The sequence below is a fragment of the Xanthomarina maritima genome (genome assembly GCF_008084905.1).
GTDB lineage: Bacteria > Bacteroidota > Bacteroidia > Flavobacteriales > Flavobacteriaceae > Xanthomarina > Xanthomarina maritima.
Window position 1 is genome coordinate 268,786 of the sequence record NZ_VSFC01000052.1, and the last position, 15,351, is coordinate 284,136.

General features: G+C 31.3%; 17 protein-coding genes and 1 tRNA gene. 5 read left to right on the top strand and 13 right to left on the bottom strand.

The annotated features are described in order from the left end of the window. Positions 1-3: 3 nt before the first annotated feature. From ggt to FVF61_RS11160, 7 genes are all read right to left on the bottom strand, one after another. A complete protein-coding gene (gene ggt, locus FVF61_RS11130; RefSeq protein ID WP_148456420.1) occupies positions 4-1,701 on the bottom strand; it encodes a gamma-glutamyltransferase in 1,698 nt (565 codons plus the stop codon). Positions 1,702-1,941: 240 nt separating this feature from the next. Further along, on the bottom strand, positions 1,942-2,139 hold the full coding sequence (locus FVF61_RS11135) for a hypothetical protein (protein ID WP_148456422.1): 198 nt from the start codon (positions 2,137-2,139) through the stop codon (positions 1,942-1,944). Between the two features lie 16 nt (positions 2,140-2,155). Next, positions 2,156-2,902, bottom strand: a complete 747-nt coding sequence (locus FVF61_RS11140; protein ID WP_148456424.1) for a DUF6090 family protein — start codon at positions 2,900-2,902, stop codon at positions 2,156-2,158. A 7-nt stretch (positions 2,903-2,909) separates the two neighbouring features. Beyond that, positions 2,910-3,650, bottom strand: a complete 741-nt coding sequence (locus FVF61_RS14280) for a DUF6090 family protein (protein ID WP_199757305.1) — start codon at positions 3,648-3,650, stop codon at positions 2,910-2,912. Between the two features lie 9 nt (positions 3,651-3,659). After that, positions 3,660-4,385, bottom strand: coding sequence for a DUF6090 family protein (locus FVF61_RS11150; protein WP_148456426.1), 726 nt, complete (start codon positions 4,383-4,385; stop codon positions 3,660-3,662). Next, positions 4,382-5,185: a DUF6090 family protein gene (locus FVF61_RS11155; RefSeq protein WP_148456428.1), complete on the bottom strand. Its 804-nt coding sequence runs from the start codon at positions 5,183-5,185 to the stop codon at positions 4,382-4,384. The genes FVF61_RS11150 and FVF61_RS11155 overlap by 4 nt, the downstream gene beginning before the upstream one ends. Next, positions 5,182-5,970, bottom strand: a complete 789-nt coding sequence (locus FVF61_RS11160) for a DUF6090 family protein (protein ID WP_148456430.1) — start codon at positions 5,968-5,970, stop codon at positions 5,182-5,184. Before FVF61_RS11160 ends, FVF61_RS11155 begins: the two co-directional genes overlap by 4 nt. Positions 5,971-6,053: 83 nt before the next feature. Between FVF61_RS11160 and FVF61_RS11165 the strand changes: the two genes are divergently transcribed. The 3 genes from FVF61_RS11165 to FVF61_RS11175 all read left to right on the top strand — a co-directional run bounded on the left by FVF61_RS11165 (position 6,054) and on the right by FVF61_RS11175 (position 8,869). Beyond that, positions 6,054-6,431, top strand: coding sequence for a Na(+)-translocating NADH-quinone reductase subunit F (locus FVF61_RS11165; protein WP_148456432.1), 378 nt, complete (start codon positions 6,054-6,056; stop codon positions 6,429-6,431). A 58-nt stretch (positions 6,432-6,489) separates the two neighbouring features. Further along, positions 6,490-7,470, top strand: coding sequence for an FAD:protein FMN transferase (locus FVF61_RS11170; protein WP_148456433.1), 981 nt, complete (start codon positions 6,490-6,492; stop codon positions 7,468-7,470). A 304-nt stretch (positions 7,471-7,774) separates the two neighbouring features. Continuing rightward, positions 7,775-8,869, top strand: coding sequence for a hypothetical protein (locus FVF61_RS11175; protein ID WP_148456435.1), 1,095 nt, complete (start codon positions 7,775-7,777; stop codon positions 8,867-8,869). An 18-nt stretch (positions 8,870-8,887) separates the two neighbouring features. Here FVF61_RS11175 and FVF61_RS11180 read toward each other — a convergent pair whose 3' ends face one another. Together FVF61_RS11180 and map are read right to left on the bottom strand one after the other, a co-directional pair. Then, positions 8,888-9,652 carry a class I SAM-dependent methyltransferase gene (locus FVF61_RS11180; RefSeq protein ID WP_148456436.1) on the bottom strand — a complete coding sequence of 255 codons (765 nt, stop codon included), beginning with the start codon at positions 9,650-9,652 and terminating at the stop codon, positions 8,888-8,890. Between the two features lie 5 nt (positions 9,653-9,657). Continuing rightward, a complete protein-coding gene (gene map, locus FVF61_RS11185) occupies positions 9,658-10,476 on the bottom strand; it encodes a type I methionyl aminopeptidase (protein WP_148456437.1) in 819 nt (272 codons plus the stop codon). Positions 10,477-10,596: 120 nt separating this feature from the next. On the opposite strand from map, the gene FVF61_RS11190 reads away from it, so the two are divergent. After that, positions 10,597-11,868 carry an acetyl-CoA hydrolase/transferase family protein gene (locus tag FVF61_RS11190; RefSeq protein ID WP_148456438.1) on the top strand — a complete coding sequence of 424 codons (1,272 nt, stop codon included), beginning with the start codon at positions 10,597-10,599 and terminating at the stop codon, positions 11,866-11,868. Here the strand turns inward: FVF61_RS11190 and FVF61_RS11195 are convergent, their stop codons facing one another. The 3 genes from FVF61_RS11195 to FVF61_RS11205 are packed head-to-tail and all read right to left on the bottom strand — an operon-like array spanning position 11,869 to position 14,336. Next, positions 11,869-12,285 carry a BT0820 family HAD-type phosphatase gene (locus tag FVF61_RS11195; protein WP_148456439.1) on the bottom strand — a complete coding sequence of 139 codons (417 nt, stop codon included), beginning with the start codon at positions 12,283-12,285 and terminating at the stop codon, positions 11,869-11,871. Between the two features lie 38 nt (positions 12,286-12,323). Next, a complete protein-coding gene (gpmI, locus tag FVF61_RS11200) occupies positions 12,324-13,841 on the bottom strand; it encodes a 2,3-bisphosphoglycerate-independent phosphoglycerate mutase (protein WP_148456440.1) in 1,518 nt (505 codons plus the stop codon). Between the two features lie 54 nt (positions 13,842-13,895). Further along, positions 13,896-14,336 (bottom strand): GNAT family N-acetyltransferase, encoded by a 441-nt coding sequence (locus FVF61_RS11205; RefSeq protein ID WP_148456442.1) that lies wholly within the window; start codon positions 14,334-14,336, stop codon positions 13,896-13,898. Positions 14,337-14,487: 151 nt separating this feature from the next. Here FVF61_RS11205 and FVF61_RS11210 point away from each other — a divergent pair. Next, positions 14,488-14,560: transfer RNA gene (locus FVF61_RS11210), tRNA-Gly, on the top strand. 30 nt (positions 14,561-14,590) lie between these two features. Here the strand turns inward: FVF61_RS11210 and pepE are convergent. Next, positions 14,591-15,298 carry a dipeptidase PepE gene (gene pepE / locus FVF61_RS11215; RefSeq protein ID WP_148456444.1) on the bottom strand — a complete coding sequence of 236 codons (708 nt, stop codon included), beginning with the start codon at positions 15,296-15,298 and terminating at the stop codon, positions 14,591-14,593. Positions 15,299-15,351: the final 53 nt, after the last annotated feature.

A 15,351-nucleotide genomic window follows, 5' to 3' on the forward strand; every position in this document is an offset into this window, starting at 1 on the left:
TAATTAATATCCAACGGCAGCACCTTCTGGTCGAGATGAATCTGCTGCTCCTGTAATAATTTTATTTTCTGGATTTAGGGTTATTCCCATTAAAGCACCTAAACCACTTGATGCTTGTAACGTATGTCCCATAGATTCTAAGGCTTTTCGAGTATCTGGAGACATTAAATCAATTTCATAATCAAGAACATCTGGTGACCATTGATGGTGAATTTTCATAACTTCAATGGCTTTATTAATTGGCATGTTAAACTCTAAAACATTTAGTGTGGTTTGAAAAACCGTATTGATAATGGTTCTTCCTCCAGGACTTCCTATAATTAAATATGGTTTACCATCTTTTGCAACAATTGTAGGTGTCATGCTAGAAAGCATGCGTTTTTGTGGAGCTACCAAATTTGGTTTCGTGCCAATTTGCCAACCTGAGGTTGTTACGCCTGGAACTGGATTAAAATCTCCCATTTCGTTATTGAAAATAAACCCAAGTTCCTTAGAACCCATTTTAACACCATACCAATTTTCTAGTGTGTAAGTAAGAGAAACAGCATTTCCATCTTTATCGATTACCGAAAGATGCGTGGTGTTTTTTCCATCATAGATTTGACCAAATTTTGTAGAATCGCTTAAAGAAGCTCTTTCCATATTAATGTTATCAAACCTATTTTTTGCAAATTCTTTTGAGGTTAATCTATCTAATGGCATGTCTAAATTAAAATCTGGATCGCCTAAAAATTCAGCACGATCAGCAAAGGCTCTACGCATGGCTTCTGTAAGTATATGAACATATTCGGTTGAATTAAATTCTATGGTGTCCCAATCAACCAACTCCATCAGGTTCATCATTTCAATAAGTGCTACACCACCTGAACTTGGTGGTGGCATGCCATAAATATCAAACCCTTTGTAAGTCCCTTTTATGGGTTCACGCTCAATGGCATCATATTCTTTTAAGTCTTCAGTAGTAATAATGCCTCCATTGGCTTTCATGTAATTGGCTATTGTTTTTGCCACTTCTCCTTTGTAAAATCCATCGCGACCATGATCTCTTATTTGTTTTAAGGTGTTAGCTAAAGCAGGTTGTTTCCATGTGTCTCCTGGTTGAGAGATGTCACCTTCTTCATTATTAAAAAAGATTGCCATAAACGGATATTCTTCAGCGATACTATTAAAATATAATGCTTCCCGATATAAGGTCCAATTAAATTCAAAGCCATTTTCTGCTAAATGAATAGCAGGTTGTACCAAATCTTTCCAAGGTAATGTTCCATATTTCTGATGTGCTAAATACAAGCCTGCAACAGTCCCTGGAACTCCAACAGCTAATAAACCTTTATGGTTGCTATCCTCTTTTATATTGCCATTTTCGTCTAAAAACATGGTTTCTGAAGAAGCCAAAGGTGCTTTCTCGCGAAAGTCGATGGTTGTTGTTTTTCCTTCAGAATTCATAAACACCATAAAACCACCACCTCCAATATTTCCAGCCGTTGGATGCGTTACAGCTAAAGCAAATGCAGTAGCAATAGCAGCATCGACAGCATTACCACCTTGTTTTAAAATATTAACTCCTGTTTGAGAAGCTATTTTACTAGCAGTAACTACCATACCATTTTTGGCATAGGTTTGCGCATTTAAAATGAATGAATTCGTGAATAGAAAAAGACCTAGTAAGAAAGTGAAAAGTGATTTTATTATTATTTTCATTAATGTTGTTTTAGTTGATAGTTAATTTGTAAATATAGTTTTTCAATAAAATCGAAACGTATTTTCTGAAAATTTAATCAATAGGTTCATCCGTGTTTTTTTGTTCTTTTCTATATTTTGAAATTAATCGGACAATAATTCGTAAAATTAGCGCAAAGGCAACTAGGTATATAATGGTTTTAGTTTCCATGTATGTTTTAATTTTTAATTAATTGTAAAGGTTAGATTTTGACAGTATTTTTATGCTTCACCAGTTTTCCCATCTCCATCAATATCTTTTACTAAATGCGTTTCTAATGCAATCAATGTTTTTTTAAGTAAGGCTTTTGTGTTGGCCAATTCTTCTTCTAAAATCTTGACACGATCTTCTACGCTATCAGCTTGTTCTTGTTGTTTTTCTAATTCGTCTTGTTGTAATAAATCCCAGAAAATTCCCATAATATGTGGTTTTAAATTAATTTTTTAATGTTGTGTATTTAATAATGGTGTCTGTAATGCTATTTAAATTTTCATATTCCTCTTTTAGAATGGCAAAATGATAGATGTTGTTGTCTATCATGTTTTCAAATTTTCGGTCGTTGATGATGTATTTGAAACCATCATCAAACCTGGATTTTTCTTTCCAATTTAAGGAGCCGTACATATCCATATTCCTTAAAGCAATATGTTCAGCTAAATAAGGTAGAATGCCACCTTCTATCCATTTTTCTAACATGATATATGTAGCCTTGTTGTTTTCTAAATCTCTGTAATATACAAACAAAGCATTTTTTATGGTCTCATTTTTAAGAAGCTCAATCTCTCCAGTATTTAATATTTCGGTATAGGTGTTATTATTGGGAATAAAGGGTCTGTATTCTAGTGCCATGTATAACAGACTATCTAACTGTTTGGCATTTTCATGTGTTTCGCCAATTAATAAAATATCCATGATTCCTAAACAAGCATCTGTGCCTTGTTGAACGGCATTAAGCATGTTTGTATTGAGTATTTTGTTTTGGGTGAATTCCTGATGTAAATTCGCTATAATTTGCTGTTCTTTTTTTAGGTCTTTTTGGTTTTCGTTCCAATTATTTATTTGAAGTGCAATGAGAATACCAATAACCACGAGGATAATTTCGCCAATAGCGTATTTGAAATATTTAGAAGTTTTATTTTCCATAAGTAAAGATTTCCTGATATGTCTAAAAAATTTAATCATAAATAACTTACTGTTTGCGAAGTTTGGTTAATAATTCATTTGTTTTTTCTAAAACGAGAGGTAAATGCCTTAAGGATAACCTGTAGGCATCTCCTTTACTTAAAAGGATGGCGTTGAATTCGGTAGCATGATTAACTAATGAAGCATTATTCCAGATAAGATCTGCAATTTTGCTATCCTTCTGAATTGCATTAGATTGAAATGGAATGGGATATTTTAGCGAATATGCTCTTAAAATATCTACATAACCAACAAAAGTTTGTGTAGTTGAAAAATTTGCGGTTTCTTGAAGATTATTAAGAATATTAAGATCTTTAATTAATTCTTCGCTAAATAAAGAGATATTGCCTGTGGATGATAATACGCTGTATGTATCATCATTAAAGTCTGGATGAATCCATATTAAAAAATCATATTCATAACGTGCAATTTTTAGCAAGGTGTCTAAGGTAGCAGTTGGTTTAGAAACTCGGGTTTCATAATTTTTAATAGCTGCTGAATCCTGTTTAGTACCACGAATGGATTCCATAATTTCCATACTATCTTTTGCAAGATCTTCTATTAAACTTATTTTATAATTATGGACTAAAGTTTTATTTTTTCTATTCTCATTCCAATCATTTATTTGAAGCGCAATTAAAATTCCAATAACTACAAGGACTATCTCGCCAATGGCGTATTTAAAGTACTTGCCTGTTTTTCCTGTTTCCATTAAGGTGAATCGTATTTTTCTAAAAAATTTAATCATGTTTGCAAATTAATTATTTGACTCTTTTATAATTTCTTTAATGATGTTTTGAGCATCTAAATATTCCTTTTTTCTTATAAGAACAACCTGATTATAGTTAATTAAAAAACTCATAAAGATTTTATCTTTTAAAAGTAATTCAACTAACTGTTTGTGTTTTGACAAATTGCCAGAGTTGATACTAGTCATTAGATCAAAATAAATCCCATTATTTAATGTATAGGATAATAGATTTTGATAAGAAATTTCTGAAACTTTTATATCTTCAAGATAGTCTGTATAGAAAGAGTACCAGTTATATAAGCTCTGTTTTAAATGATTGTTAGATATTTTTGAGAGCTTACCACTATTTTTTAAATCGTCTAAAATCATCAAGCTAGGATTCCAAGTAGGATGTTTAAACGCTTTTTGGAATGCGATAGACAAGTTGTTCGTTTTATTAAGATCATTATAATTTATTAAATAGTCTTGATTATTAAGAACAGTATCTATTCTAACGATATCATATTCTGATAGTAGTTTTAAATTTTTTTTAAATTCAGAACGCATATCTGTAAGCAGCTTTACTTCTTCATTTTTTTCTAACCGAATTGTATTCCAATTATTTATACTTAAAGCAATAAGAATGCCTATTACCACAAGGATAATTTCACCAATGGCATATTTAAAATACTTGCCTGTTTTTCCTGTTTCCATAAGGAGTGATTTACGAATATGTCTAAAGAATTTAATCATTGAATCTGGTACTTTTCTTTTATAAGCTGCATAAGTTCCTCAGCCATTTGTTTTTGATTAGTAATTATGAGATTAAGATTGTTTAGAGTGGTTCTGTAAAATAAAATGTCGTTATAGTAGCGTCCAAATAGTTGATTGTCGAACTTTAAAAAATAGTTACCTTCAAGAGTCATCTCATTAAAAGTCTCAATTGGAGCTAACATATTGTTATTGTCTTCTTCTATAAACTCATACACTTTTTTAGCCAAGCTTAAATTGAATATGCTTTTTTGAGTATTCTCATGTTCATGAAAATAATGCTTAATCTCATCGTATCGATGGTAACAATCTTCTAATCCTAAAGTATAATTAATAATGGCTTCGGAAATGGTATGGTGTTGAATAAGTTGAAAGTTTCCTGCATTTTTTAATTGAGACAATGTTACATCTGAGAATTCGGCTTGAAAGTACCAGTAAGTATATTTCACCGAATAGAGATACAATAAACGTTGCTCTGTTAGATCTGTTGATGGAGCTGCAATCATTTTTAGTAAGTCATTGAGGCCATTGAGTAATTCTGTATTACCTGAAACTGTTTGATTTATGTTCGTGATATCACTTTCAAGATCATTGAGTAAAGAAGTCATGTATTGTTTTTCAAGTATTCTGTCCTTTTTCTCTAGGTTACTATTGTTAATTTGTAGTGCAATTAAAATTCCTATCACAACAAGAACTATTTCGCCAATAGCATAAAGTAAATATCTAGAAACTTTGTTTTCCTTTATCATTTGTTGTCGGATTTTACGAAAGAATTTAATCATAACTCATTCTTTAAATCTTCATTAATTAAACGAATAAGCTGTTTTAGATGCAGCTTCATCTTATCATAAAGAGATTTTATTCCCATGTTATTAACAGCAGCTAGTTTTAAACCATTCTTTATCATCCTATCCTTTTGGATAAATTCAGATTCTTTATAAAACAAGTCAACTTGCTCAATGGTTAGTGTTGTATCTAAAGTTATACCTGATTTCAAAGATGCTTCGAAATCGAGTAGCGGAAACATGGTCGAGTTAGCAAAAGACCTGTCATATAGGTAATGTTCATATTCTCTGCGCATATGTTCACGAGCTCCTACAATTCGATCGTTTTCTTGATTTAAAACAAGTATTAAGGTTTTAATGCTATCGTTTTGAATCAGGCTTAATTGTCCCGAACTAATAAGTTCTTGACGTGTAGTACTACTAGGAACAAAACTAGTCCAACCATATACATTCATATACAAAGAGTCTAAGGTAGTTAACTCTTTTTTTGATGTAGCTCCAGGCAGTTTTAGTAGTTTAAAAGCTGATTCTGTTTTACTAACTCTGTCTTTAGAAAGAGAATCTAGATTATAGAGATCAACCTCTAAATCGGTTTTTAAATTTTTAAGAAATTTTTGCTCAATTAGCCTGTTTTTCTTACTCGTGTTCCAGTTGCTTACATGTAGAGCCATCAAAATACCAATCATTACTAAAAGTATTTCGCCAATGGCATATTTAAAATATTTTGTGGTTTTTCCTTCATTAAGGAGGTTTTGGCGAATGCGCCTAAAGAACTTAATCATTTAAAAAATAGTTGGTTAGTGCTTTTAAAGTTAAACAATTTTTAATTCTATTGCAGTCAAATAAATAATATTAATTTTGCAACATGAGCAAAGCACTTACTGAACAAGAATTACACAACCTAGCCATGAACCATGTTGGGAAAGATTTAGAGCAACGTGGTTTTGAATTTATTGCTATAAATAGCAAGTTGAAAAAACATCCACAATTTGTATGTATCGATAAAAAAAGCCAATACTTTTTTGTAATAGTTAGAGCTGTTATTTTACCAGATAATCCTAATAATTTTGATGTTGTTTGGATGGAAACTTTTAAAAAACATGCTACGGAAAAAGATGCTAAAGTACTATATGCAGGAGTTGGTTTAGGAAACCCGAAAGGGGAAGACTTGCCTATCTATTTAAACGAAGAATACTTGATTGAATATAATGGTATTCAGGTTATTGAAACAAATTTAAATTAAACTGTCATTGCGAGGAGTTCGCAACGAGGCAATCTCTTAATTAGAGTTAAATCATTATATGAAAAAATCCTTTATTCTATTCTTAGTAGTAACACTGTTCTTTTCATGCAAACAAGAACCTAAAAACATCAAACTTTCAGGTGAAGTTTTTGGAACAAGTTATTCGGTTATTTATGATTCGAACATAAATTACCAAAAACAATTTGACAGTTTATTTTATGTAATTAATAAATCCATGTCAACCTATCAGACTAATTCAGATATTTCAAAAATAAATAGAAATGAAGCTTTTGGCATTGACGAACACTTTACAACAGTGTTTGATGCTTCTAAAGAGATTTATAATCAAACTCAAGGTGTTTTCGATCCAACTATTGGTGCCGTTGTAAATGCATGGGATTTTGGTCCAGAAGGAAAAATAGAAAGTTTAGACAGCCTAAAAATTGATAGTCTCATGCTAAGTGTTGGACTCGATAAAGTTATACGAACTGATTTTACAATCGAAAAGCAAAATCCAAACACCTTTATAGATTTCAATGCCATTGCCAAGGGTTATGGAGTAGATGTTATCGGTTTATTTTTGGAAAGTAAAAACAGCACTAATTATTTAGTTGAAATTGGCGGAGAAATAAGAGCCAGAGGCGAAAATATTGAAAAACAATCTGCATGGAAAGTAGGTGTCGAAGAACCACATTTTGATGGTTCACAATCTGTATTAAAAGCCATTTCCTTACACGACGAAGCGATGGCAACTTCAGGAACTTATAGAAAGTTTAAAACAGATAGTTTAGGAAATAAATATTCTCATATAATAGACGCAAAAACAGGATACCCAAGCAAAACCAATTTATTAAGTATTTCTGTTATAGCTGAAGATTGTATGACAGCAGATGCTTATGCTACAACCTTTAAGGCCATGGGAATAGAGAATGTTAAAGCATTTTTAAAAACACATCCAGAACTTAAAGTATTTCTGATTTTTGAAAATGACATAAAAGAGTTTGAAACATTATCGTTAAACGGATTTCCAGAGAATTAAGAATAGGAATCCGAAGCTTCAATGATGCTAATTCCTTCTTGATAAAAATCCGATAATTGAAAGAATAACAGCAAGTTGATATATAAATTGTTATTATTTTTTTTAAAAGAGTCAAATGTTTATCTGCAAAATTTTCCTTTTAACAGTAAAGGGAAAAGCATTTGAAAGCTCAAATTTCACATTTAAGCGAAAAGTTAACTTCTTTTTAATTTCACATTAAAACTTCTTCTATTTTAGATCTTAACTTATTGATATGATGCTATTAAGCATTTGTTATTTTTATTGTTAAACTAAAATTTAAAAAATGAAATCCTACTTATTCACTTTTTTATTTCTTATTAGTATTCTTACTATATATGCACAAGTAAATCAAGAAATTGGTCTTGTCTATTCAAAAAACACTCAAAATCTTACAAACCAATATGTTGGATTATATTCAGCAAAATCTAATATTGAAAAATCTCAGGATCTAAATAATGTTAGAACCCATGATGGAAAAAGTAAGGTTACTCTTGAAAAAAGACGAAGAGATTCGCTTATAAATGTATGGACACAAGAGTCTGAAACATTTTATATTATAATGGATAGTATTGGTGATTTCAATAAGTATAATTTGGCAGTCTATAAAGCATATAACAAGTATGGTATTATGGATGATTTAGGAAATGTGGTTGTAGAAGCAAATAGCTATAATTATGCCATAGAAAATGATGGATATGTTTTGTTAATGGATAATAAGAATCAACCAACGAGTTTGTTTTGTTATAACACTAAAAAAAGAGAAGGTTATCTACTTCCTAGTGTAATTCAATTTAACTCTGAAGCAACTCATTATGGAAAAGTGATGCTTCCACGAGCAAATGGTTTATTAGTTACCTATCCTAACAATACATCTAATGTGCTTATTTATGATTTAAACGCTCAGAAAATTCAAGACACTTTCGATAAAGAAACCTTTTTAAAAACTTTGCAAAAAAATGATATTATTGAAATTTATAATAGAAATTTGCAGGTAAAAATAGACAAAAATTGGTACGAACTTGGTGAAGGCATAGGTGGAGGAATCCATCCGATATTTTATAATAACATGTTGTATGGGTTTTTAAACTCCTATAATGGAAAAGTATTTTCATCAGATTATTACAGCTATTTTGGAGCATTCTGTAATGGGAAATTTCAAATTATTGAAAACGAAAAACAATTTTGGATGAACCTAGATGGTCTAAAGTTTAAAGAAAATACAAATGAAGGTGGCGTTTATACAGGAAACTCAACTTTTGAAGAAGTGAACAATATAGAATATAAAATACTTCAAGAAATTGATGGAAATAAAGTTCTGGTTTTAGGAGATAAACAATTACCTATTTTAGATGATTTTTTGAAGCTTTCTTCACATTAACAGTAAAGTTGTTGTTTGTTATTTATAAACCATAGGAATAATTTCCCCTTTTGCTAAACAATATTTAGTAATATCTTCTTCTGAAAGATTAGAGGTATAATCAACTTCATCCACTTTAAAACCTATGTTTCGTAATTTATCAAAATAATCAAGACCATAAATCCGAACATGATCGTATTGTCCAAAGATTTTTGCGCGTTCTTTTCTGTCAGTTATCGAATTGTCTTCAAAAGTTGTTTCTCTAGATAAATCTTGAGGAATTTGAAACACACCAAAACCACCAGGTTTTAGTATTCTAAACAATTCTTGCATGGCTTTAGTGTCGTTTGGAATGTGTTCCAAAACATGATTGCATAAAATAACATCGTAACTATTATCTTCAAAAGGAAGATTACAAATATTTGCTTTTACATCAGCAATTGGAGATTCTAAATCTGTTGTGGTGTATTCTAAATTTTTAAGACTTTTAAATCGTTTCAAGAAACATTGCTCTGGAGCAAAATGCAACACTTTCAAATTCTCTGAAAAGAAATTGGTTTCATTTTTAAGATACAACCATAATAATCTATGTCGTTCTAAACTTAAAGTTGAAGGAGACAAGACATTGTTTCTTTGTTTACCATAACCATAAGGTAAAAAGCTTTTAAAACTTCTCCCATCTATAGGATCTGTATAGGTGTTTCCTTTTAATAATAGGGCAAAAATAGGACGAGCCACATAGCTTAATCTAATAAGTATGGTCCTTGGAATAGTGTTTAGGATTATTTTGAAGAGTTTCTTCATATAATCTACAAGACAAATGCTTTTTGTCTAAATTCTTCTTCTTCGTTAGAAGTAATTCCTAACGCATCATAGATATAAGCAAAGGTTGAAAGTAATTCTGGTTTGCCATCTAAAATAGCCACATCGTGTTCAAAATGAGCACTTGGTTTATTATCTAAAGTCGTAATAGTCCAACCGTCTCTATGTTGTTTTATTCTATGTGTTCCCATATTTATCATAGGTTCAATGGCTACAACCATGCCTTCAATAAACTTTTTGCCACGACCACGTTTTCCATAGTTTGGCATTTCAGGATCTTCATGCATTTTCTTTCCTAAACCATGACCTACTAGTTCTCTAACTACGCCATAACCATGATCTTCGCAGTATTTCTGGATAGCATATCCAACATCTCCAACACGATTTCCTAATTTGAATTCACGAATTCCAACGTATAATGATTCTTTAGTAACATCAAGTAATTTTTGAGTTTCAGGAGCAATCTCTCCTACAGCAAAGGTATAGGCATGATCTCCATAAAAATCGTTTTTTACAGCACCACAATCAATAGAAATAATATCACCTTCTTTTAAAGGTTCGTTTGTTGGAAATCCATGAACTACTTGAGAGTTAGGGCTCATACAAAGCGTGTTAGGGAAATCATATAAGCCTAAAAAACCAGGAATAGCTCCTTGTTCTCTAATATATGCTTCTGCTAATTTATCTAGTTGTAACGTGGTTACGCCAGGCTTCACTTCTTTAGCTAACATGCCTAAAGTTCTAGATACAACCAAGGCGCTTTCGCGCATTAATTCAATTTCTTCTCTTGTTTTTACTATAATCATTCTTAAAAAATATGTGCAAAGATAAATAAAATTAAAATGGGAATCTTTTTTCTGAAACATGACTTTAGACAGTTTTTAGTTGATTTTAATTGAATATTTTTGCACTCTAAATTAAATATTATGTATAAATCGGTTAGTGCAGAAGAAGCAGTAAAAGTTATTAAGTCTCATAGTAAAGTATATATTCAGGCAGCAGCAGCAGCACCACAGGTGTTAATTAAAGCTATGACTGCAAGACACGAAGAATTAAGAAATGTTCAAATTTGTCAATTACATACGGAAGGCGAAGCACCTTATGCTAATCCTGAACTTAGAGATAGTTTTCATGTAAACTCCTTTTTCATTGGAAAAAATGTGAGACATACTCTAAAAGCTGGAAACGGATCTTATACACCAGTTTTTTTAAGTGAATTACCTCTTTTGTTTAAACGAAATATTGTCGATTTGCAAGTAGCGTTGATTCATGTGTCTGTTCCAGATAAGCATGGTTATTGTTCTTTAGGAGTTTCGGTTGAAGCAACGCTTGCAGCTATTGATAATGCAGATTACGTGATTGCACAGGTTAATAAGCAAATGCCAAGAACTCATGGAGCAGGAATTATTCATATTTCAGAAATAAATGCTTTTGTAGAATGCGATGAGCCTTTACCTATTCATGAAATGTCTGAACCTTCAGAAATTGAAAAAAGAATTGGCAACCATGTTGCTGGATTAATAGAAGATAGAAGCACCTTACAAATGGGAATTGGTAATATTCCAAATGCTGTTTTAACTTTGCTTACTAACCATAAAGATTTAGGGTTGCATACCGAAATGTTTTCTGATGGTGTTATCGATTTGATTTTAAAAGATGTGATTAATGGTAATTATAAAGGCATCAACAGAGGAAGAGCTTTAACGACTTTCTTAATGGGTTCTAAACGACTATACGATTATGTTGATGATAATCCATTTATAGAAATGAGAGCCTCAAATTACACAAACGACGTATCCATAATTAAACTAAACCCAAAAATGGTTGCTATAAATTCTGCTATTGAGGTAGATGTAACTGGACAGGTTTGTGCAGATTCTATTGGAACAAGAATGTATTCAGGAGTTGGTGGGCAAATGGACTTTATTAGAGGAGCTTCTTTAAGTGAAGGAGGAAAAGCCATTATAGCTTTACCATCAACTACAAAAAATGGAATTAGTAGAATTGTACCAACCTTAAAACCAGGAGCTGGAGTGGTTACAACTCGTTCGCATGTGCATTATGTTGTGACAGAAAATGGAATAGCTAATTTATATGGTAAGACAATTCAGGAGCGTGTAAAAGCCTTGGTAAATATTGCTCATCCAGACCATAAAGAGGCAATAGACAAGCAGTATTTTGAATTAGCAAGAGAATAATTATTTTTTTCTGAAGAACGAAAATAAACCTTTCTTTTTCTCTAATTTAAGAGGATTGTAATTTGGGTTTGATAACATTTGATAAATTTCTCCCCAACCTTTAAAGCCACCAATGTTTCGGTCGTCTATAAATAAATCGGCATGAATTTTTCGACTTTTTGAATAGTCGAATTGTTCTTCAGGAAAGCTTTTGTTTACTGCATAAAACTCCAATCCGTTTTCTTTACAGAATTTTACAGCTTCTTGTAATCTAATATCACTTCGGTAAGTCCATAATATTAATCGATGACCATCTTTTTGCAATCGTAAAAGTGTTTCGAAAGCAAAAAGTTTAGGTTTACCTATTTTTGGATAGGCATCTTCAACTATTGTTCCATCGAAATCTATAGCAAGAATAAGTTTGTCGTTAAAATTCATACTTTAAAGTTAATTTCAAAAATACATAATAAATTATATTAGATTAACGAGTGCTGAGTCATTTTTCCAGGTTGCTCAATTCCCATAAGTTTTAGAATGGTTGGAGCAATGTCTCCTAAAACACCATCATTAATAGTATTTAAATCTTTGTCTATTAATATTATAGGCACTGGATTTGTAGTGTGAGCTGTGTTTGGAGTGCCATCTGGATTAATCATGGTTTCACAATTTCCATGATCTGCAATAAGTATGGTTGTATATTTATTTTCAAGAGCAGTTGTCACTACATTTTTAACGCAAGTATCGACAGCTTCACAAGCTTTAATAGCAGCTTTCATAACTCCTGTATGTCCAACCATGTCTCCATTTGCAAAGTTTAAACACACAAAATCAACCTCACCCTTTTTAAGTTCAGGGATTAACGCATCTGTTAATTCAAAAGCACTCATTTCAGGTTTTAAATCGTAAGTAGCAACTTTTGGTGAATGACGTAAAATACGTGTTTCACCATTAAAAACAGATTCTCTTCCGCCTGAAAAGAAAAAAGTAACATGAGGATATTTTTCAGTTTCGGCAATTCTAATTTGCTTTTTATTGTGTTTTGCTAAGACTTCACCTAATGTGTCTGTTAGGTTGTCTTTGTTGTAAACAACATGTATGTTTTTATAAGTTTCATCGTAATTAGTCATGGTTACATAATACAAATCTAATTTGTGCATGTTTTGTTCATGAAAATCATTTTGTGTTAAAGCTTCTGTAAGTTGACGACCTCTATCAGTTCTAAAATTAAAAAATATAACGACATCTCCATTTTTAACTTTTGCGATAGGTTGATTGTATTTATCAACCATAACAATCGGTTTTATAAACTCGTCTGTAATATTATCATTATAGCTTTTCTTGATAGATTTTAACGCATTTTTGGATAGTTCGCCAAAACCATTTACTAAAGCATTGTAGGCTAATTTTACACGTTCCCAACGTTTATCTCTATCCATAGCATAATAACGGCCAGTAATTGTAGCTAATTTTGTTGGTGTGTTTTCGATAAAAGCTTCTAACTCTGTAATAAATCCAAAACCCGATTTTGGATCTACATCACGACCATCTGTAAAGGCATGAATGTAAGATTCTGTAACGCCAGAGTCTTTTGCAGCAGAAATTAATCCTTTTAAATGATTGATATGAGAATGCACACCTCCATCGCTCACCAAACCTAAAAAATGAATGTGTTTTTTATTTTTTTTTGCGTAATTAAAGGCATCAACTAAAGCAGATTCTTGAGCTAAAGTGTTGTTTTTTACTGCTAGATTTATTTTAACTAAATCTTGATACACAATGCGTCCAGCACCTAAATTCATGTGGCCAACTTCGCTGTTTCCCATTTGTCCTTCTGGTAATCCAACATTCAAACCGTCTGTTCTTAAACTTGCATTTGGATAATTGTTATAAAGAGAATCTATAAAAGGTGTTTTAGCATGTTCTATAGCTGAAACTTTTGGATCTGGAGATTTTCCCCAGCCATCAAGAATCATTAAAATAACTTTTTTATTCATGTTACTTGGCTTTAAAGCCAAAGATAAAAGTTTAAAGTAAGAGACTCTTTTCTTTTAACTGAAATTTTTAAACATGACATAATGAAGCCCAACTTCTGGTATGTTAAAAGCATCTCCAATGGCTTGATAATTATTTTTTTTATAAAAATTAAAAGCAATTTCTCTTGCATTAAACCAAAGAATATCTACTTTTTTTTGATTTAATATTTTTTCACCTTCATTTAGAAGAAGATCTCCAAATCCCTTTTTTTGATACTCCTTCAGTACAGCCATTCCTCTAAGTTGATATTGATTTTTTTCTAAAAATAATTTAGAATTATTTTTTATGTATGAAGCAACTCCAACAAGTTTAGAATCAAAATATAAACCTAAATGAAAAGTGTTTTCATCTTCATCAGAATCAAAAGCACAATCTTCAATAGGTCTGCCTTCACGTAATACTGGATGTCTTACAACATATGTTTCTTTAGCTGAAATAAATTTTATCTGAGACATTTTTAATTAGGTGTAAACGTTTAGAATGAATAATTTTAAAATTAAATTCCTTCAAATTGAGATGATTAGTTTCAAAGTTGAAATTATTATATAAACTTATAATTTTTTTCTTTTATTAGATTGAATTGTTATTTATATTTGCATCGGAAATGCGAGAGTAGCTCAGTTGGTAGAGCGTCAGCCTTCCAAGCTGAATGTCGCCGGTTCGAACCCGGTCTCTCGCTCTAAAGCTTCACAATTTGTGAAGCTTTTTTTTATTTTAACCTATTTAGTTCAGTATTAGATTCAACTTCAAAAGGAGCTTTATTGTACTCAAAAATTCTAGCTGATAATTCGCCTTTTAAAATTATTGATTCACCTTCTACTCTTAACCAACTTCCTTCTCTAAGTCCAACAACAGGTTGTGTATTAAAATGATGGAATTCTTGAATTCGCGTTTCTCTAGTTTCACCCATATGGGGATTATTAGGAATTGGATCAAGATAGTGAGGATTGATATTAAAAGGTACAATCCCTAAAGACTTGAAGCTTGGTGGATAAACTATTGGCATATCGTTAGTTGTGTTGATTGTTAATCCGCAAATATTACTACCAGCACTTGTGCCAAGATAGAGAGTGCCATTCTGTACAACCTTTTTTAAGGGTTCAATTAATTGGTTTTTGTAAAGTTGATATAATAAAACAAAGGTGTTTCCCCCTCCAGTAAAAATGGCTTCAGCACTTTGGATAGCTTCAATAGGATTTGCAAATTCATGAATGCCTTTTACATTTTTATTTATTTTTAGAAATGCTTCTTTTGCTTTTTTTGTATAGTCATCATGAGATATACCACTTGGTCTAGCATATGGAATGAACATAATGTTTTCAACATTTTTATAAAACTCAGATAATTCATCTAATAAATAGTCTAGGTATCCACTTCCATGAATTGTTGAAGTACTAGCTATAATTAAGTTTTTCATTTACATTAATTTGTTGTAAATTTAAGTAAATACAAGATTTATCAAAAGTTTAT

Coding starts and splice junctions, on each gene's coding strand:
- ggt (WP_148456420.1), bottom strand. CDS start 1,701: ATGAAAATAATAATAAAATCACTTTTCACTTTCTTACTAGGTCTTTTT.
- FVF61_RS11135 (WP_148456422.1), bottom strand. CDS start 2,139: ATGGGAATTTTCTGGGATTTATTACAACAAGACGAATTAGAAAAACAA.
- FVF61_RS11140 (WP_148456424.1), bottom strand. CDS start 2,902: ATGATTAAATTTTTTAGACATATCAGGAAATCTTTACTTATGGAAAAT.
- FVF61_RS14280 (WP_199757305.1), bottom strand. CDS start 3,650: ATGATTAAATTTTTTAGAAAAATACGATTCACCTTAATGGAAACAGGA.
- FVF61_RS11150 (WP_148456426.1), bottom strand. CDS start 4,385: ATGATTAAATTCTTTAGACATATTCGTAAATCACTCCTTATGGAAACA.
- FVF61_RS11155 (WP_148456428.1), bottom strand. CDS start 5,185: ATGATTAAATTCTTTCGTAAAATCCGACAACAAATGATAAAGGAAAAC.
- FVF61_RS11160 (WP_148456430.1), bottom strand. CDS start 5,970: ATGATTAAGTTCTTTAGGCGCATTCGCCAAAACCTCCTTAATGAAGGA.
- FVF61_RS11165 (WP_148456432.1), top strand. CDS start 6,054: ATGAGCAAAGCACTTACTGAACAAGAATTACACAACCTAGCCATGAAC.
- FVF61_RS11170 (WP_148456433.1), top strand. CDS start 6,490: ATGAAAAAATCCTTTATTCTATTCTTAGTAGTAACACTGTTCTTTTCA.
- FVF61_RS11175 (WP_148456435.1), top strand. CDS start 7,775: ATGAAATCCTACTTATTCACTTTTTTATTTCTTATTAGTATTCTTACT.
- FVF61_RS11180 (WP_148456436.1), bottom strand. CDS start 9,652: ATGAAGAAACTCTTCAAAATAATCCTAAACACTATTCCAAGGACCATA.
- map (WP_148456437.1), bottom strand. CDS start 10,476: ATGATTATAGTAAAAACAAGAGAAGAAATTGAATTAATGCGCGAAAGC.
- FVF61_RS11190 (WP_148456438.1), top strand. CDS start 10,597: ATGTATAAATCGGTTAGTGCAGAAGAAGCAGTAAAAGTTATTAAGTCT.
- FVF61_RS11195 (WP_148456439.1), bottom strand. CDS start 12,285: ATGAATTTTAACGACAAACTTATTCTTGCTATAGATTTCGATGGAACA.
- gpmI (WP_148456440.1), bottom strand. CDS start 13,841: ATGAATAAAAAAGTTATTTTAATGATTCTTGATGGCTGGGGAAAATCT.
- FVF61_RS11205 (WP_148456442.1), bottom strand. CDS start 14,336: ATGTCTCAGATAAAATTTATTTCAGCTAAAGAAACATATGTTGTAAGA.
- pepE (WP_148456444.1), bottom strand. CDS start 15,298: ATGAAAAACTTAATTATAGCTAGTACTTCAACAATTCATGGAAGTGGA.